The sequence below is a fragment of the Campylobacter sp. CNRCH_2016_3089 genome (genome assembly GCF_025772505.1).
Taxonomy (GTDB): Bacteria; Campylobacterota; Campylobacteria; order Campylobacterales; family Campylobacteraceae; genus Campylobacter_D; species Campylobacter_D lari_D.
The window spans coordinates 1-18,131 of sequence record NZ_JAKMSF010000002.1 but is presented as its reverse complement, the minus strand read 5'-3'; the positions used below and the strand labels follow the sequence as shown (position 1 = coordinate 18,131).

17 protein-coding genes are annotated in these 18,131 nt (G+C 28.9%); 11 read left to right on the top strand and 6 right to left on the bottom strand.

The features are described from left to right. Window position 1: 1 nt before the first annotated feature. A complete protein-coding gene (gene gap, locus L8W69_RS01290; RefSeq protein WP_220566300.1) occupies window positions 2–997 on the bottom strand; it encodes a type I glyceraldehyde-3-phosphate dehydrogenase in 996 nt (331 codons plus the stop codon). A gap of 59 nt (window positions 998–1,056) precedes the next feature. Between gap and nadD the strand changes: the two genes are divergently transcribed. From nadD to L8W69_RS01275, 3 genes are all read left to right on the top strand, one after another. Continuing rightward, window positions 1,057–1,602: a nicotinate (nicotinamide) nucleotide adenylyltransferase gene (gene nadD, locus L8W69_RS01285; RefSeq protein WP_263662837.1), complete on the top strand. Its 546-nt coding sequence runs from the start codon at window positions 1,057–1,059 to the stop codon at window positions 1,600–1,602. A 13-nt stretch (window positions 1,603–1,615) separates the two neighbouring features. Continuing rightward, on the top strand, window positions 1,616–1,945 hold the full coding sequence (gene rsfS / locus L8W69_RS01280; protein WP_263666241.1) for a ribosome silencing factor: 330 nt from the start codon (window positions 1,616–1,618) through the stop codon (window positions 1,943–1,945). A 371-nt stretch (window positions 1,946–2,316) separates the two neighbouring features. Further along, complete coding sequence (locus tag L8W69_RS01275) at window positions 2,317–2,454, top strand: hypothetical protein (RefSeq protein WP_220566298.1); 138 nt, start codon at window positions 2,317–2,319, stop codon at window positions 2,452–2,454. A 1-nt stretch (window position 2,455) separates the two neighbouring features. Here L8W69_RS01275 and L8W69_RS01270 read toward each other — a convergent pair whose 3' ends face one another. The 5 genes from L8W69_RS01270 to L8W69_RS01250 form a co-directional block, all read right to left on the bottom strand. Next, window positions 2,456–2,830 carry a DUF1090 domain-containing protein gene (locus L8W69_RS01270; RefSeq protein WP_263666240.1) on the bottom strand — a complete coding sequence of 125 codons (375 nt, stop codon included), beginning with the start codon at window positions 2,828–2,830 and terminating at the stop codon, window positions 2,456–2,458. A gap of 235 nt (window positions 2,831–3,065) precedes the next feature. Then, window positions 3,066–3,440 (bottom strand): HIT family protein, encoded by a 375-nt coding sequence (locus L8W69_RS01265; RefSeq protein WP_263666239.1) that lies wholly within the window; start codon window positions 3,438–3,440, stop codon window positions 3,066–3,068. Between the two features lie 41 nt (window positions 3,441–3,481). Next, complete coding sequence (gene fumC, locus L8W69_RS01260) at window positions 3,482–4,873, bottom strand: class II fumarate hydratase (protein WP_263666237.1); 1,392 nt, start codon at window positions 4,871–4,873, stop codon at window positions 3,482–3,484. A 128-nt stretch (window positions 4,874–5,001) separates the two neighbouring features. Then, on the bottom strand, window positions 5,002–6,801 hold the full coding sequence (glmS, locus tag L8W69_RS01255) for a glutamine--fructose-6-phosphate transaminase (isomerizing) (protein ID WP_263662841.1): 1,800 nt from the start codon (window positions 6,799–6,801) through the stop codon (window positions 5,002–5,004). Between the two features lie 3 nt (window positions 6,802–6,804). After that, window positions 6,805–9,159 carry a nucleotidyltransferase gene (locus L8W69_RS01250; protein WP_263666235.1) on the bottom strand — a complete coding sequence of 785 codons (2,355 nt, stop codon included), beginning with the start codon at window positions 9,157–9,159 and terminating at the stop codon, window positions 6,805–6,807. A 120-nt stretch (window positions 9,160–9,279) separates the two neighbouring features. Between L8W69_RS01250 and mqnE the strand changes: the two genes are divergently transcribed. The 8 genes from mqnE to L8W69_RS01210 form a co-directional block, all read left to right on the top strand. Then, window positions 9,280–10,344, top strand: coding sequence for an aminofutalosine synthase MqnE (gene mqnE, locus L8W69_RS01245; RefSeq protein WP_263666234.1), 1,065 nt, complete (start codon window positions 9,280–9,282; stop codon window positions 10,342–10,344). An 8-nt stretch (window positions 10,345–10,352) separates the two neighbouring features. Continuing rightward, entirely contained in the window at window positions 10,353–11,669 is a 1,317-nt protein-coding gene (locus L8W69_RS01240; protein ID WP_263661047.1) for an NCS2 family permease, read from the top strand. Window positions 11,670–11,678: 9 nt separating this feature from the next. Next, window positions 11,679–12,119, top strand: a complete 441-nt coding sequence (locus tag L8W69_RS01235; RefSeq protein WP_133319347.1) for a phosphoribosyltransferase — start codon at window positions 11,679–11,681, stop codon at window positions 12,117–12,119. Between the two features lie 61 nt (window positions 12,120–12,180). Next, window positions 12,181–14,574 (top strand): molybdopterin guanine dinucleotide-containing S/N-oxide reductase, encoded by a 2,394-nt coding sequence (locus L8W69_RS01230; RefSeq protein ID WP_133319346.1) that lies wholly within the window; start codon window positions 12,181–12,183, stop codon window positions 14,572–14,574. A gap of 1 nt (window position 14,575) precedes the next feature. Further along, window positions 14,576–15,109 (top strand): hypothetical protein, encoded by a 534-nt coding sequence (locus L8W69_RS01225; RefSeq protein WP_133319345.1) that lies wholly within the window; start codon window positions 14,576–14,578, stop codon window positions 15,107–15,109. 6 nt (window positions 15,110–15,115) lie between these two features. After that, the gene (locus L8W69_RS01220; RefSeq protein ID WP_263666233.1) at window positions 15,116–16,273 is read left to right on the top strand and encodes a hypothetical protein; all 1,158 of its coding nucleotides are present in this window, start codon (window positions 15,116–15,118) and stop codon (window positions 16,271–16,273) included. Further along, window positions 16,270–17,010 carry a Tfp pilus assembly protein FimT/FimU gene (locus L8W69_RS01215; protein WP_220566288.1) on the top strand — a complete coding sequence of 247 codons (741 nt, stop codon included), beginning with the start codon at window positions 16,270–16,272 and terminating at the stop codon, window positions 17,008–17,010. Before L8W69_RS01220 ends, L8W69_RS01215 begins: the two co-directional genes overlap by 4 nt. A gap of 78 nt (window positions 17,011–17,088) precedes the next feature. Continuing rightward, the coding region (locus L8W69_RS01210; protein ID WP_263666232.1) for a cache domain-containing protein at window positions 17,089–18,131 on the top strand (1,043 nt) is incomplete at its 3' end.

Here is an 18,131-nt window from a genome sequence, read left to right as displayed (position 1 = left end):
CTTAAGCCTTTGCTATAAATACTGCCATATCTACTAAACGAGAAGAATAACCCCATTCATTATCATACCAAGCAACCACTTTAACAAAATCATCACAAATAACTTGAGTTAAATCACTTGCTACAATTGCACCATAAGAGCAAGTTATAAAATCACTAGAAACTCTTTCTTCATCATCTACCAATAATATGCCTTTTAAATTACTAGCAGCTGCTTTTCTAAAGGCTTCATTGATTTCTTCTTTACTTACTTTTTTCTTTAAAGTTGCAGTTAAATCTACAGTTGATACATCAGCTACAGGCACACGCATGCTTTGACCATGTAATTTTCCATCAAGTTCAGGCATAACAAGCTTCATAGCTTTTGCTGCACCGGTAGAAGTAGGGATGATATTTTGTGCAGCAGCGCGTGATCTTCTTTTATCTCTTGCTTTTGCATCAATAATACTTTGACCATTGGTGTAAGCATGTATAGTAGTCATTAAACCTTTTTCTATGCCAAAATTATCTTGCAAAACTCTACAAATTGGTCCTAGGCAGTTGGTGGTACAACTTGCATTTGAGATGATATTTTCGCCTTTATATTCGTGAGCATTTACTCCTAAAACATAGGTTGGAGTTTTATCTTTTGCAGGTGCACTCATGATGACTTTTTGCACCCCATGATCTAAAAATCCTTGACATTTTTCCATAGTTAAGTGTGCACCGGTACACTCTAAAACAATTTGTGCGCCATATTTTGCAAAGTCTAAATCTGCTACATTTCTACTTTTTAAAACTTTTATTTTTTTATTATCAATTATTAAATCATCATTTTCATTTTCAACACTACCATCATATACCCCATGAACGGTGTCGTATTTAAAAAGATATTTTGTGAGTTCAATATCAGTAGTATCATTAATCGCTACAAGTTCTATATCATCGCGTTTCATGATAATTCTTGCAACACATCTTCCAATGCGTCCAAAGCCATTTATTGCAACTTTTACAGCCATTTTCATTTCCTTTTTATGATTAAGTAGATAAAATTCTACTAAAAAAAGGTTAAATTTTAATGAAAATCGCACTTTTTGGCGGTAGTTTTGATCCGCCTCATTTAGGTCATAATGCTATAGTCTTAAATGCATTAGAAAATTTAGAGCTTGATAAGCTCATTATTATGCCTACTTTTATTAGTCTTTTTAAACAAGAATTTACTGCAGATGAACAAAGACGCTTAAAATGGTGCAAGGAAATTTGGGAAAGCTTAATAAAAGTTGAAATTTGTGATTTTGAAATAAAAAAGCAAAGACCTGTGCCTAGTATAGAAAGTGTTGAATTTTTATATAAGCAATATGAAATTTCAAAATTTTATCTTATTTTAGGAGCTGATCATTTGCAAAGTCTTGAAAAATGGCATGAATTTGAAAGATTGCAAAATTTGGTAGAATTTGTTATAGCTAAAAGAGATGATATTTTTATACCAAAACATTTTAAAACTTTAGATACTAAAGTAAATATCTCTTCATCTTTTATAAGACAAACTTTACAAACAACGCAAGTTTGTGAGCAAATCAAAGAAGAAGTTAAGCTTTATTATTCTAAATTTAAAAATATTTAACAAAAGGAAAACAATGCAAGAAAGAATTAATAATATAGTGCAGATTTTAGATGATAAAAAGGCAGATTTAATAGAAAGCTTTGATATGCAAGATAAGGATTATTTTGTTAAATTTGTAGTGATTGCTACTACTATGGGGGAAAGACACGCGCTTTCTTTGATTGATGATTTAAAAACTAATCTTAAAAGCAAGGATGAGGAGTTTTTAAATATAGAAAGTAGTGAAGAATGGACTGTGCTTGATTTAGGAGATATTTTGATTCACTTAATGAGTGAAACTTATAGAACAAAATATAATATAGAAGAATTTTTGAAAAGTTTAAATAAAGAAAATCAAAACTAGGGTTAAGATTTAGATAATTTAATTACTGAGTTATCAGATTTAGCTAAAGAATATTTTGAAAATTCAGAATTTGAAAAATGCGATGAAGTTTTAAGCGAGCGTATTGTTTTTGGAAGCTTATCATAATAGAGCATTTTGTGGATTTAATTGTTTGAAATTTCAAGAAGTACTTTTGACTTTCATAAAACCATGTACTAGATAATATATATTATTTAGTATATTTTAACAGAGCTAGAGTTTATATACTTTTAGATAAGCAAATAAAAGCCTTAAAAAAATTGTAAACTTGTATTGATCTAGCTCTTGTTTAAGAAGCGACTTTGAGAATTTGGAAGATTATCAAAAGGCTATAGAATTTTTTAATAAAATGATTGAGTAAACAAGTTTTAGAATATACCAAAGAATTATCAAAGCTTGATGGAGAAAATGAGTTTGCATTAAAAAATCAAAATATTTTAATGCAAAAATTAAAACAACAAAATAAAAAATGGTGGCAAATTTGGAATTAAATTAGAGTTTGTTGATGTATTCTTTAATCTCTTTTTTGATTTTGTCTTTTTTGTCTTTTAAAGCTTGTTTTTTATTTTTATACTCTGTTTTACTCATATAATCTTTTTGTTTTTTTAATTCTTTTAATTCTTGTTCGATTTTTTCTATCTCTTGCTCTTTAAGTTTTTTAGCCTCTAATTTTTTATCATAAAAAAGAGGATCTTTTGCACAATCTGCTTGAACTTCTTTTAAGGCTAATTCTAAACTTAAAGCTTTTTCTTGATGATTGTAATTTTTAGCATAAGCTATTTCTTTTTGAATTTGCTTTATTTTAACCTCACATTGCGTGGAAAATGCAAGTGAGCAAAGTGTAAGTAAAAATAACAATTGCTTCATAGTTTAAACCTTTCTTTTTTCAAATTTTAGTTTATTATATTAAATAATTTATTTGCTGTTTTTAATAAAAACATGAGTTTTAAAAAAAGTTATTTGACCTTTTATAAAAATAAAGATGAATTATTATCAAGCTTATAGTTTGATTTTCTCATATTTTAAACTTATATGATTTTTGTACTAAAATAATCCTAAGTAGATAATGTAATAGGACTTGATAACTAGAATTAATAAATTTTTAAACATGAATATTATTTATTTTTTTAAGTAATATTGATGTAAATCCTTCAAAATCAGGTAAATTTAAATCCTTAATTTCTCTTTGTTGTTTTCCCCACATGCATTCAGGAAAAAACCCATCTTCTTTAAAGCGTGCCATAACATGAAAATGCACTCTTGGCACATAGTTTGCAAAGGAAGCTATGTTGATTTTTTCTGGGTTGTAGTATTCTCTAAGGCTTAATTCGCAAGCTAAAACATACTGAAAAAGCATATTTTGTAAAAAGGATGGACAATCACTTAATTCTCTGTAATTTTCTTTAGTAAAAATTTTTACCCAAGGAATTTGAGAATCTTCTTTTTCTATAAATAAAAAATCATTTTCATAAATCATCTAAATCCTTAAAAAGACTAGGGTTATTCCTAGTCTTTTGATTATTTTTTTACTCCTATCATTTTTGTAGGATCTACAAATTTAGCAAAGTCTTCTTCGCTTACTAAGCTAAGTTCCATAGCACTTTCTTTTAAAGAAATACCTTTTTTATGAGCATTTTTTGCTACTTTAGCTGCATTTTCATAGCCAATGTGTGGATTTAGTGCAGTTACTAGCATTAAAGAATTATGCAAGTTAAAATCAATTTTTTCTTTATTTGGCTCTATACCAACAGCACAATGGATATTAAATGAATGCATAGCATCAGCTAATAAATCAAGGCTTTGCAAGAAGTTATAAATAATCACAGGCTTGAAAACATTAAGCTCGAAATTTCCTTGGCTTGCTGCAAAGCCAATAGCTGCATCATTTCCCATAACTTGCACTGCAACCATAGTTAAAGCTTCGCATTGAGTAGGATTAACCTTGCCTGGCATGATAGAACTTCCTGGTTCGTTTTCAGGTATGTTTAACTCTCCAAGACCACATCTAGGGCCACTTGCTAGCCATCTAATATCATTTGCTATTTTCATTAAATTTGCAGCTAAGCCTTTCATGGCCCCATGAGTAAAATTAATTGCATCATGGCTTGTTAGTGCATGAAATTTATTTGGACTTGAAACAAATTTAGTACCTATTAACTTGCTTAATTCTTCACTTACTTTTTCACTAAGTTCTGGATGCGCATTCAATCCTGTACCAACAGCTGTCCCACCTATTGCAAGTTCTCTTAATGTAGGTAAAGAAGCGATGATTTGCTCTTTTGAGTGAAGTAACATAGAAAGATATCCGCTAAATTCTTGAGCTAGGGTAAGTGGTGTAGCATCTTGAAGGTGAGTTCTTCCTATTTTAATAATTCCTTCAAATTCTTTTACTTTTTTTTCAAAAGTTGCAATAAGCTCATCTAAAGCAGGGATAAGTTTTTTCTCTACTTGCTCTACCGAAACTATACTCATAGCAGTTGGAAAAGTATCATTTGAACTTTGACTCATATTTACATGATCATTTGGATGAACAAGCTTTTCCTTTCTAAAATCTCCACCCATAATTTCAGTTGCACGGTTTGCTATAACTTCATTCATATTCATATTGCTTTGAGTGCCTGAACCTGTTTGCCATATTGCTAGTGGGAAATTATCGTCAAATTTTCCTGCTACAATTTCATCGCAAGCTTGCACGATAGCATTTTTTTTAGCATCATCTAATTTACCAAGTTTATTATTTACCAAAGCCAAAGATTTTTTAAGATTTGCAAAAGCATAAATTAAAACTTTTGGCATTTTTTCACAACCAATTTTAAAATTTTCAAAACTTCTTTCAGTTTGTGCTCCCCAATATTTATCATTAGGAACTTTAATCTCTCCCATAGTATCGTGTTCGATTCTGTATTCCATGGCCTTTCCTTGTAATAAAATAAGTTGTGATATTTAAACTAAATAAACCCTAAAGTTTGCTTATAATTTAAGAAGTATTTATAAAATTTTTGAAGAAAGGTGTAGTTTTTTTCAAAACTACACAAATATTATTCTACTGTAACACTTTTTGCTAGATTTCTTGGCATATCCACATCATTGCCAAGTCTTATAGAAACTTCTAAAGCTAGAAGTTGTAAGATTACCATCATTTCGAAAAATTCGCACATATAGTGCTCTTGCTTTGAAGTTTTTATAAAATCATCACTTAAATCAAAATCAAGTGGAGAGATAGCAAGTAAAGTAGAATCCCTTGCAGCTAATTCTTCTACATTTGATTTTGTTTTTTCATAAAGACAATTTTGCGGCATTAATGCAACGGTAAAAAGCTCACTATCTGCTAGAGCAATAGGTCCATGTTTCATCTCTCCTGCTGGATAGCCTTCAGCATGTAAGTATGAAATTTCTTTAAGTTTTAAAGCTCCTTCTAGTGCTAGTGGATAAAATACATCTCTTCCTATAAAGAAAAAGCCATGGCCATGTAGGTATCTTTTTGAAATTCTATGTACTTTTTCATGCAAGTTTTGTTCAACTTTAACTATACTTGGTAAACTTCTTAGAGCTTTGATTTCTTTACTCATATCTAAATTTGCTTTTTGTGCAAGATAGATTGCAAGCATCCATAAAGTTGCTACTTGAGTGGCAAATGCTTTAGTTGAAGCTACGCCTTTTTCAATACCCGCTCTAGTAAGTAAAGATATATCAGCCAAACGCACGATGTTAGAATTATCCACATTGCATATTGCTAAAGTTTTAACTCCTTGTGTTTTTGCTATTTTTAAAGCTTCTAGTGTATCAGCTGTTTCACCACTTTGAGAGATTACTATAAAAAGAGTATTTTTACCTATAATGGCTTCTCTGTATCTAAATTCACTTGCTACTTCAACTTTAGTTTTAATTTTTGCAAGTCTTTCAAGTAAATAAGCCCCACTTAATGCTGCATGATAGCTTGTACCACAAGCACAAAGTGTGATTTCATCTATGTTTTGTAAAAGAGTTTCATTTATATCTTCAAAAACAATCTGCTCACCTTGTAATCGTCCCATTAAAACTTCGCCTAAAACTCTACTTTGCTCATAAATTTCTTTTTCCATGAAAAACCTATAACCATCTTTTTGAGCATAACTTTTATCTTGACTTAAAGCCACAAAAGTAGGTTGTATACAAGCTTGATCATGACAAATTTTACATTCGTTTAAATTAACATATCCATAATCTCCATCTTCAAGATAGGCTACTTTATCCACTAAAGAAACTAAAGGTGCATCACTTGATGCAAAATAATATTCATTTTCATCGCCATTTTTTCCGATGATGAGTGGCACAGCATTTTTAGCAAAATAAATTGTATTAGGATCTTTTTTACTCACAAGCAAGATTGCAAAAGCACCTTTTAGTTCAGCTATAGTCTTTTTAAAAGCTTCAAATGGTTCTAAATTACTCGCATGATATTCAAATAAATGTACAATAACTTCAGTGTCAGTTTGACTTAGAAAATTAATACCTTCTTGTGTGAGTTTTGTTTTTAATTCTTGGTAATTTTCTATGATTCCATTATGTATTACACAAGAGTATTGTCCTAAATGTGGATGCGCATTTATTTCGGTTGGTTTTCCATGAGTTGCCCAACGCGTATGGCCTATAGCAAGCCCAAATCCATCACTATTAAAATTAGCAGTTTTGTTAGCTAAATTTTCTAATTTTCCAACCGCTTTAAAAAAGTCTAATTCTCCATCTTTCATTACTGCTATACCGGCGCTATCATAGCCTCTATATTCAAGCTCTTTTAAACCTTCTAATATGATTTTTTTCTTTTCTTTAGTTCCTATATAACCTACTATTCCACACATCTTTTACTCGCTTATTAGTGATTTAAGAATTTGATCTTTATGATCTTGCAAGCTTTCATTTTTATGCAAAATCAAAACATTTCGCGTTCTTTCTTTTATAGTTTGAATTTTTGCTGCACTTAAGACAATATCATATCTTACAAGCACATCCATTACATAAGCCATTAAACCTTTTTGATCTTTTGTGTTTAAGGTTATTTTGGCATAGCTTTTGGAATAATTCATGTCTAATTTTAATTCATCTTTTTTAATGTTTGGTTTTTTTGCCTTTTTTTGTACTTTTAAATGCAATTTAGAATTAAGTAAATTTTCTAAACTTTGTTTTTGATTATCACTTACTATATCTGAATATTCAAATTTCAGATAAACTTTTTCATCAAATAATTCAAAAAAACTCATAAAGACTAAATTTAAAGAACTTAAAGCGTTGAGTATATTTTCAAGATTATTTTTTCTATTCATTATAAGCTCTAGAGTAAAATTATCTTGATTGTCAAGCCAAAAAGTAAAATTTTCTTTTTGCGCAATCTGTGTTATTTTAATGATTTTTTCAAAGCTATTTTTTATAAAAAAGAGATTAGATTTAATATGAGTGATATTGTTTTGAGTTTGCTCATCAAGATCTAAAAAAGCCTTGCTTCTTTTTAGGGTTTGTTCTTTTTTTACCCTTCTTTGACTCTCATCAATTAAATTTTCATCCTCAAAACCTTCTAGTGCATTTTGAAACAATCTTTCTAAACTTTTATAATAAAAATGATTTTCTATACCCAAAGCTTTAGCATTGCAAAAAGATAAAAGATGTAAGGTTTTTAGGGTATGAGTATCATTTAATTTGGAAATAAAATTTAATACAATAGTAGAATTATAAATATCTTCTTTTTCTATAATATCTTTAAAAGCATTGAAATTTTTAAATAATCTTAAGCCAAAATCTAAAAGTTCATTATCAACTTGGAATTTTCCAACATAAGCTCTGTAAATATTAGCTAAAGAAATTTCATTTTCTTCATGAATAGCACTTAAAAGTATGGTAAGCTTTATTATTAGAAGTGTTTTTTTATCAAATTTGCAATCTTTTTCTTCAAAGTATTTTAAGCAAAGTAATGCTCTATCTAATGCGCTATAAACACCTTCTTCTTCGAGTAAAAATTTACTTTGAATTAATGGTTTGCAAAAATCTTTTAAAATGTTTGCATTGTTTAGTAGTTTTAAAATACTAAAAGAATGTTTTTTTTCTAATATACCTTTAAATAACTCCAAATTTTCATCATTATTTTTTGCTCTTTTTAATGCAAAAATTAGTTTAATATCAAAAATAAAATCCTCATCTTCTAGTTTTAAAAGTCGATTGAGTATTGAATTTAAATTTTCATTTTCATCTGAATAAGTAAAAAAGTTATCTTGTATTTCATAAAGTTTATTTTCTTTATAATGTTTTTCCTGGATGCATCTTGCTAAAAAATGTGTATAAATTCCACAAATTTGCATACTTTGCATTGCTTTTTGAATGAGTATGGATTTAAGATCTAAATTTTTCTTTTCTTTTTTATGCATTAAGTTGGCAAGTTCTTGTGAATTTTGTATTAAAAATAAATTTGTGTTTTTACCTTCTAAAAGATTCATTGCACATTTAAGTGAAAATAAAAAATCACTCGCAAGCTTAAATTCGCTAAATTCTTTTTCATTGATAAAATTAAGCATATAATTTTTGGGAGAATCTTTAAATAAAATATTTAAATTTTCTATATTAAGTTGCTCATCTAAACCGCCAAAATTTTTATTAACATCAAATTCTTGCTTGATTAAAGGTTGATAATAAGGGTTAAATTCTTGCAAGATTTTTAGAGCAAATTCTTCTTTTAACTCATCTTGAGCTTGGGAAATTTTTTCTTTGATTTGTTTAAATAAAATCTTAGAGCCACTAATATAGCGATATTGTAAAATATTTTGTTTAAGCTCATTTTTAGCTATATTATAAAGTCCATTTATTTCACAAATTTGATAGTTAATGCTTAAACCAATATCGTTTAAAAAAGTAATAAATGCTTTCATTAAAGGCTTAATATTATAAGCTTTTATATCTTTATAAATAAGCAATAAATCAATATTTTCTTTTATGCTTAAATTCATTTTAGCATATTGTTTAATGGCGATAATACAAAAAGGAATTTTGTCATTATGTGGAAAAAAATCATCAAAAAAATCATTTAAAACAAGTTCATAAATATTTTCTATAAAACGATCAATCTCTTTAGAATGGTAAAAGCTAAAAGAGCCTTGCTTTAAAAAAAGTCTAGAACAATATGCTTCATAGTCTTTTAAAGAATTTTTTAATTTTTGAATTTTTTGCATATCCATTTTTGAAAATTATTCCTTGCTTTAAATTTTTGTTAAAATCATACCAAAAAATACTTTGTATTAAATTTTAAGTAAGTTAAAATTATAATTGTAGTTTAAAATTAAAAATATGGTAAGAATATGCAAACAATTATAGAAAAATTAGAAAATCAAGAAAGATTAAACGAAGAAGAGGCTAATAAACTTTGGGATTTAGAGCTTTTTACTCTAGCTAAATATGCACAAAAAATTCGTACTAATTTGCATGGCAAAAAGGTTTATTTTAATATCAATCGACATATTAATCCTACAAATATATGTGTAGATACTTGTAAATTTTGTGCTTTTTCAGCACATAGGAAAAATCCTAATCCTTACACTATGACACATGAAGAGATAATGAAAATAGTTGATGAGACAGTTTTAAGAGATACGAAAGAAATTCATATTGTTTCAGCGCACAATAAAAATACATCATGGCAGTGGTATTTAGAAATTTTTAAAATGATTAAAGAAAAATATCCATTTTTACACATTAAAGCTCTAACTGCTGCTGAGGTTGATTTTTTAAGTAGAGCTTTTGATATGAGTTATGAAGAAGTAATAGAAAAAATGCTTGAGTATGGTGTTGATTCTATGCCAGGTGGTGGAGCTGAAATTTTTGATGAAGAAGTTAGAAAAAGAATTTGTCATGGTAAGGTAAGTAGTGAAAATTGGCTAAAAATTCACAAACTTTGGCATGAAAAAGGCAAACAAAGTAATGCTACTATGTTATTTGGGCATATAGAAAGTAGAGAAAATAGAATTAATCACATGATAAGATTAAGAAATCTCCAAGATCAAACAAGTGGGTTTAATGCTTTTATTCCTTTAGTTTGGCAACAAGATAATAGTTTTATTACAGGTAAAAAGCCACTTGGCTCGGTGGAAATTTTAAAAACTTTAGCTATAGCAAGAATAGTGCTTGATAATATTAAAAATATCAAAGCTTATTGGGCAACTATGGGTATAAATTTAGCTATGGTGGCTCAAGATTTTGGCGCAAATGATTTAGATGGTACCATAGAAAAAGAAAGCATACAAAGTGCAGGTGGAGCAAAAAGTTCAAATGGCTTAAGTTTAAAAACCTTCATAGAGATGATTCAAAGTTCAGGTTATATAGCAATAGAGCGAGATAGTTTATATAATGAACTAAAAATTTATTAAGGATTAAAATGGATTTTTTTAAACTTAAAGAGCATAATAGCGATGTAAAAACTGAAATTTATGCAGGTATTGCTACCTTTTTAGCAATGATTTATATTATACCAGTTAATGCTAATATAATGAGTAATTCAGGTATGCCACTAGAAGCTTTAATCGTAGCAACCGCTTTGGTAACTATTATAGCTACTACCTTAAGTGCTTTTTTTTCTAATACTCCTGTGGCTATGAGTGTAGGCATGGGATTAAATGCGTATTTTACTTTTAGCGTGTGTAATACTTATCAAATTCCTTGGCAAAGTGCTTTGGGGGCTGTTTTTTTATCAGGTATTGTTTTTACTTTATTATCTTTTACTAATTTTAGAATTTGGGTTATAAAAAGCATACCAAATGATCTAAGAAAAGCTATATCAGCGGGTATTGGAACTTTTATAGCTTTTATGGGACTTGTGCAAATGGGAATTATCACCAAAAGTGAAGCAACTTTAGTAGGCTTGGGAGATTTTTCAAGCACTAAAGTACTTTTTGGATTATTTGGTTTGTTTTTAGTTTTTGTTTTTTGGGCTTGGAGGATTAAAGCTGCTTTTATCTTAGCTGTTTTTGTAAGTGCTTTGTGTGCTTGGATTTTTGGTATTGATGGAGCTAGGTTTCCAGAACAACTTTTGTCGATGCCAGTTATAAACGGAGATAATGGCTTAAGTGCAATATTTGGTAAGCTTGATATTAAAGGAGCTTTAGAGCTTAGTATGATTCCTATAGTGCTTACTTTTTTTGTTACTCAGCTTTTTGATAGCGTAGGGACAATCACGGGCGTAGGCTCAAGAGGAAAAATATTTGATGATCCAAAACAAGGTGATAAAAAACTAGGAAAAACTTTAGGAGTAGATGCTGTTAGTTCAGCTATGGGAGCAGTTGTTGGCACCTCTACTGTAACGGCATTTGTGGAGAGTTCAGCAGGAGTTGAAGCAGGCGGTAGAACAGGTCTTACAGCTTTAGTTACTGCTATATGTTTTGTTTTCACTTTATTTTTACTACCGGTATTTAAAGCTATTCCTGCAAATTCTATTTATCCTGTATTGGTTCTTGTTGGAGTTTTAATGTTTATGGAAGTTGCAAATATTAATTTTAAAGATAAAGCAATAGCTGTGAGTGCGTTTTTTATTATTATTATGATGCCACTGACTTATTCTATTACAACAGGTTTTGCTTTTGGTTTTATTGCGTATTTATTTATGCGTATTATGCAAAAAGAATTTGATAAAATTAATCTTGGAATTATCATTTTAAGTGCAATTTCATTATTGGTATTTTTATTACAATTTTTATAGGAAGTGATTATGTATTATTATGCTTATGAAGAATTTCAAAAAGAAATTATCCCTTTTACGCGTAAAATAAAAGAGGAATTTAATCCCGATGTTTTACTTGCTATAGCAAGAGGTGGTATGACTTTGGGCCATTTTTTAGCAGAAGGTATGGGTAATAGAAATTTATTTTCTTTAAATTCTATCCATTATGAAGATACTCAAAAATTAGATACGATTAAAATTTTTAATATTCCTGATCTTAGTTCATATAAAAAAGTTCTTTTGGTAGATGATATCATAGATAGTGGTGAAACTATGATAGAAATTAAGAGAGTCTTAAGTCAAAAGTTTCCTCATTTAGAGCTTAAAGTAGCAAGTGTTTTTTACAAAACTTCAGCATTATTAATCCCTGAATTTTATATTAAAGAAGCTAAAGAATGGATTGATTTTTTCTGGAGTATTAAAATTTAGTTTATTATTAGCTATAAATAATACAATATAATTAAATACTAAACTAAAAGGAAGGACAAACATGAGTTTAACAAGAAGAAAATTCTTAAAAGGTCTTGCTGCAACTTCAGCAGTTGCTTCCGTTAATCCTTTAATGGCAGCACAAACAAAATTTTACGATACTAAAAAAATTCCTCATGCAACTCACTTTGGTGCTTTTTGGGCTGAAGTAAATTCAGAAGGAAAAATAGTAAAAGTTACTCCACAAAAATCTGATAAACATCCTTCAGTAATAACTGATGCTATTATCGATAGAACTTATTCAGACACTAGGGTAAAGTATCCTTGTGTTAGAAAAAGCTTTTTAGAAGGTAAAAAAAGACCTAAATTAAGAGGTAAAGAACCTTTTGTAAGAGTAAGTTGGGAGAAAGCTTTAGAGCTTGTATTGGAAAAATTAAAAGAAACCCCTATTGAAAATTTATTTAATGCAAGTTATGGTGCATGGGGACATGTAGGTTTATTGCACAATTGTAACTCAGTAGCAGGAAGATTTTTTAATACCGCTTTAGGTGGCCATATTGGTACTGATGGTGAGTATAGTAATGGTGCTGCTGGTAAAGTAAATGCTAGTATAGTAGGAGATTTGGAAGTTTATTCTTTACAAACTTCTCATGAAGTTATTTTGGAAAACACTCAGGTTTATGTTTTATGGGGAGCTGATCTTTATAAATGTAATCAAATTGATTTTAAAGTTGCAAATCGTGGTAATGATGATTATTATAAAAAATACAGCAAATCAAAAATTAAGTTTATAACTATCGATCCTCAATATACTCAAACAGCAGAAATTTTAAATGCCCAGTGGATTAAGATTCGTCCAAATACTGATGTTGCTTTAATGCTTGGTATGATGAATTATTTATATAAAAGTGGAAAATATGATAAAAAATTCATTGAAAAATACACTGATGGTTTTGACAAATTCTTACCTTATTTGCTTGGAAAAACTGATGGTATTGATAAAACTCCAGCTTGGGCTGCAAATATTACCGGCGTTGAAGAAAAAGTTATTACCGCATTGGCAGATACTTTTGTAAAAAATAGAACCTTTTTAGCAGGTAACTGGGCTATGCAAAGAGCACACCATGGCGAGCAAGCTGATTGGACTTTAATGGTTTTAGCTTCAATGATAGGTCAAGTAGGCTTACCTGGTGGTGGATTTGGTTTTTCTATGCATTATTCAGGTGGTGGTCAAGCATTTTCAGGTGTAAGATTACCAGTAGGTTTACCACAAGGTAAAAATAATCTTGATACTAATATTCCTGCAAGTAGAGTTTCAGAAGCTATTTTAAATCCAGGTAAAACAGTTAAATTTAAAGGTAAAGAAATCACTTATCCTAAAATTAAACTCATGTATGTAGTGGGTGCTTCTGTATTGGGCCATCATCCAAATACAAATGAACTTATCAAAGCTTTAAGAACACTTGATACATTAATTGTACATGAGCCTTGGTGGACTCCTATGGCAAAAATGGCAGATATTGTATTACCTTCAACTACAACTTTAGAAAGAGATGATATTAGCTTTGGTGGCTCTTATTCTCAAGATTATGTTTATGCTATGAAAAAAGTAATTGAGCCTTATTTTGAAAGTAGAAATGACTATGATATTTTCGAAGAATTAGCAAAAAGAATTGGCGAGAGAGAGCATAAAAAATTTACAGGTAATAAAACAAAACAACAATGGCTTGAAGGTTTTTATGGAAGAAGTGATTGTCCTTATTATATGGAATTTGCTGACTTTTGGAAACAAGGTTTTATCCATTTTGAACCACCAAAAGAAGCTTATAATTTTGTAAGACACTCTGAATTTAGAGCCGATCCTGTGGCAAATAAACTTGCAACAGAAAGTGGAAAAATCCAAATTTATTCTCCAAAATTTGAAAAATACAATTTAGATGATTTTAAAGCACATCCAACATGGTTTGAGCCTGCAGAGTGGCTGGGTAATGAAAAATTAGTTAAAAAATATCCTTTCCATTTAGTAAGTCCACATCCAAGATATAGAGTGCATTCTCAACTTGATAATACTTGGGTAAGAGATTTGTATAAAATTCAAGGTAGAGAGCCTGTGATGATTAATACAAATGATGCTAAAAAACTTGGCATTACCCACGGAGAAGTTGTAGAAGTATATAATGATCGTGGATCACTTTTAGCAGGTGCTTTTGTAACAGATAATATCATGGAAGGGGTTATTAGTATCCAAGAGGGTGCTTGGTATGACCCTGAAGATGTAAGCGATAGCAAGCCAAGATGTAATGCAGGCCATGTAAATGTTTTAACAAGCTCAAGACCAACTTCAACTATGGCTCAAGCAACTAGTGTAAATACTTGCTTAGTGGGTATTAAAAAGCTAAAAGAAGTTATAAAACCTTATAATTCAACTACACCACCAGAAATCATAGGAGCTTAAAATGAAGAAAATTATATTGACATTAACTTTTTTAGCTAGTGCTTTGTTTGCTAAAGATATGTTTATTTTTAATGAAAAAGTAGATCTTTTAGATAGTGCTAGTAAAAAAGTAGTAGGACAAATTTATGAAGGCTCTAAAGTGGAGCTTATAAAAGAAGAAGGTGAATACTCTTTAATTAAAGTCAAAGGTGAGGTTGTGGAGTCAAATCCAAAAAGCCTTGCTTATACCAAAGATGGAATTTATCTTTTACTTACTTTAAATGGTAAAAATGCAAGTAATGAAATGGAATTTTTAGTTAAAAGTAAAGATTTGACCGATCAAGAAATTCTTGCTTGGGATGAGATAGAATTAACTTATTATGATACTTGCACAAGTTGTCACGCAGCACATAAACCAAAAGAACATTTAATGGAAGAATGGGATGCATATTTATCTGCTATGCAAGGTTTTGCTAAAATCACTGATGCGGAAAAAGATAGAATTTTAAGATTTTTACAATCTCACGCAAGTAATGGGCCTGTAAAACTTGACTAATCAAAAATGAAAAGGTATTTATTAGCCGTTTTATTTTTTGATTTTTGTGCTTTATTATATGGTGTAAGCACTTTATCTATCAGCTACAATGAAGCACAAATTTATTTTTACGATCATAGCTTAATTGCTATGATTGCTAGATTTGGTACTGCTCTTCTTGGACAAAATGATTTTGGATTAAGACTTCCGTTTGTTTTGTTGCATTCTTTAAGTTGTATTTTGTTGTATATTTTGGCTTTAAGATACACCAAAACTTCTTTTGATGCTTTTATTTCTGTTGTGCTTTTTATATTGCTTCCTGGTAGTGTAGCCAGTGCTTTGCTTATCAATGAATCTAGCGTAGTAATATTTTTTACGCTTTTGATTTTGGTGCTGTTTGAATATAAAAAATTTTTTTTATTTTATATCTTGTTTTTTTTAGTTCTTTTTGTAGATGGAAATTTTGTAATTTTATATTTATCTTTTTTCTTTTTTGCTATATATAAAAAAGATAAATTACTTATTGCATGCTCTTTGATTTTATTTGCTATTGCAATGAGTATTTATGGTTTTGATGCAAGTGGAAAACCTAAAGGATATTTTTTAGATACTTTAGGTATTTTTGCAGCTTGCTTTTCACCTTTAATTTTTCTTTATTTTTTTTATGTTATTTATAGAATTCTTTTACAAGATGATAAACCTCTTTTATGGTTTATTAGTGCAACTACTTTTGTTTTTTGTTTGATTTTTTCTATAAGACAAAGACTTTTTTTAGAAGACTTTTTACCTTTTTGTGTAGTTTGTACTCCATTATTAGTTCGTTATTTAATGTCTTCTTATCGCTCAAGAATGCCACAATTGCGCCTAAAACATAAAATTTTTATAGAATGCTCTTTAGTTTTTTTACTATTTTTTTATCTTGGTATTATTTTTAATCAAAGTTTTTATTATTTATTAAAAGATCCAAAAAAACATTTTGCTTATGATTATCATATTGCTAAAGAATTGTCTTTAAAGTTAAAACAACGAAATTTTACACATATTTTCACTAAAGATAAAGAGTTAGCTTTAAGACTTAAATTTTATGGTATTTCCAAAGGTAAATTAGAACTTCATTCTAGTAAAAAAGCTAGTAAGATATATGTTAGTTTAGGTAAGCATAAAATTTATTATTATATAAAATGAAACAAGCTTTTACTTTAATAGAACTAGTTTTTGTTTGTATTATATTATCTTTATTGTTTTCTATGGGGTATTTTTATTACAAACCTGACTATTTGCGTTTAGGGGCTGAACAAATTTTAAATGATATTAAATACACAAGACATTTAGCATTAATACAAAATGATTTTAGAGTAAAAGAATTTAACATTGCTAAACGAGAGTGGTTTAAAGCCAAATGGCAATTATATTTCATACGCTCAAAGTCAGCTACAAATAATGAACAAACTTATACTATTTTTTTAGATAAAAATGGTGATGGTAATGCAAATATAGGTAAAAATATGATCAATAAAGACAGAGAAATAGCTGTTGATTTGATTAATCCAAACTTATTGATGAACTCAGGACAAAGTGGAGTAATAAATCAAAATGATTCTAAGGCGAATTTAAAATATAATATAGAAAAAACATATGGTATTTCAAAAGTTTTGTTCGAAGGTGCTTGCAAGGGAAGTACGCGTTTAATTTTTGATGATTATGGTCGCTTATATACACCTTTGAAAAATGCTATGCGTCCTTATGATAAACTCTCATCTTTTAATAATAACTGCATTATAAGATTATCTAATAAACAAGATCAGCATATATGTATAGTTATAAATCCTATCAGCGGTTATGCTTATATACCTAATTTTTCTTCACTAAACCAGCAGAGTATTATTTTAAATAATAAACAAATATTTTGTCATAATATATAATTTTTATTAAAATTTATTATTTTTTTGATAAAATATATTTACTAAAATACTTCAATTTAAATACAAAAAAGGAGATATATGAATGTAAATACACAAATGAGTGTGAAAAATAAATTGTCCATTGTTGTTGGTGTTATTGTCTTTTTAGCTTTATCAATAATCACTATAATGGCATTTGTTTCTAGTAGAAATAATTTAATTTCAAACAGTAAACAAGCGAATGAAGATTATTTATTGATCACAGAAACTCAAGTAGAAGGATATGTTGATGGCTATATAGATATTTTACTTGCCATAAAAAAATACATTGATTCTTTGGGAAAAAATCAAGTTTTAAATTTTGATTCTATGGAGCAAATGCTAGGAGATGATTTAAAAATTTTTAAAGATGGATCAAATACTTTAGCTGTCTATGTTGGTTTTCCCGATGGAACTATGCTTGTAAGTGATACTGTTTCTGATAAAAAAGGGGTTAATTTTAGAAAAAGAGGTGGTGGAATTTCTTCTTATGATGATCCAAGTTACGATGCTACTTCTAGAGACTGGTATAAAGGGGCTATTGCAAATGATGGAGTGTTTATAAGTGATGTTTATGAAGATTCTGTTACAAAATTACCTAGTTTTACTTATTCTACCCCGATTAAGAAAAATGGTAAGTTGATAGGTGTTTTAGGTGTTGATTTACTGCTAACATCTTTGCAAAAGACCTTTGAAAAACTTCCAGGAAATGTTTTTGTTTTTGATACAACAAGCTCTATTCCTTTTGCATCAAATAATAAATCACTAATCTTAACCCAACATCCAAGTATAGAAGAGATAAAAAAATATCATCAACAATTTGGAGATTATAAAACATTTGAATATATAAGCGTTGATACACAAGAAGAAAGATTTGGAATTTGCGCTAATATAGATAATTCAAAAGCTAAAGTAAGCTATATTGCTTGTGCAACTCAAAAGCAAGATGAGTTGGAAATGTTGGTTTTAAAAGACGCATATAAGCAAATTATTTTTTCTATTATTATATTGTTTATTTCATGTTTTGCTATTTACTTTTTTTCTTCAAAATTACTATCCCCTTTACAAGCAATCCAAAAAGGTATCAACTCTTTCTTTGACTT

What these genes read in the sequence shown, in the direction of transcription:
- gap (WP_220566300.1), bottom strand. Translation starts at nt 997, where the DNA reads ATGGCTGTAAAAGTTGCAATAAATGGCTTTGGACGCATTGGAAGATGT.
- nadD (WP_263662837.1), top strand. Translation starts at nt 1,057, where the DNA reads ATGAAAATCGCACTTTTTGGCGGTAGTTTTGATCCGCCTCATTTAGGT.
- rsfS (WP_263666241.1), top strand. Translation starts at nt 1,616, where the DNA reads ATGCAAGAAAGAATTAATAATATAGTGCAGATTTTAGATGATAAAAAG.
- L8W69_RS01270 (WP_263666240.1), bottom strand. Translation starts at nt 2,830, where the DNA reads ATGAAGCAATTGTTATTTTTACTTACACTTTGCTCACTTGCATTTTCC.
- L8W69_RS01265 (WP_263666239.1), bottom strand. Translation starts at nt 3,440, where the DNA reads ATGATTTATGAAAATGATTTTTTATTTATAGAAAAAGAAGATTCTCAA.
- fumC (WP_263666237.1), bottom strand. Translation starts at nt 4,873, where the DNA reads ATGGAATACAGAATCGAACACGATACTATGGGAGAGATTAAAGTTCCT.
- glmS (WP_263662841.1), bottom strand. Translation starts at nt 6,801, where the DNA reads ATGTGTGGAATAGTAGGTTATATAGGAACTAAAGAAAAGAAAAAAATC.
- L8W69_RS01250 (WP_263666235.1), bottom strand. Translation starts at nt 9,159, where the DNA reads ATGGATATGCAAAAAATTCAAAAATTAAAAAATTCTTTAAAAGACTAT.
- mqnE (WP_263666234.1), top strand. Translation starts at nt 9,280, where the DNA reads ATGCAAACAATTATAGAAAAATTAGAAAATCAAGAAAGATTAAACGAA.
- L8W69_RS01240 (WP_263661047.1), top strand. Translation starts at nt 10,353, where the DNA reads ATGGATTTTTTTAAACTTAAAGAGCATAATAGCGATGTAAAAACTGAA.
- L8W69_RS01235 (WP_133319347.1), top strand. Translation starts at nt 11,679, where the DNA reads ATGTATTATTATGCTTATGAAGAATTTCAAAAAGAAATTATCCCTTTT.
- L8W69_RS01230 (WP_133319346.1), top strand. Translation starts at nt 12,181, where the DNA reads ATGAGTTTAACAAGAAGAAAATTCTTAAAAGGTCTTGCTGCAACTTCA.
- L8W69_RS01225 (WP_133319345.1), top strand. Translation starts at nt 14,576, where the DNA reads ATGAAGAAAATTATATTGACATTAACTTTTTTAGCTAGTGCTTTGTTT.
- L8W69_RS01220 (WP_263666233.1), top strand. Translation starts at nt 15,116, where the DNA reads ATGAAAAGGTATTTATTAGCCGTTTTATTTTTTGATTTTTGTGCTTTA.
- L8W69_RS01215 (WP_220566288.1), top strand. Translation starts at nt 16,270, where the DNA reads ATGAAACAAGCTTTTACTTTAATAGAACTAGTTTTTGTTTGTATTATA.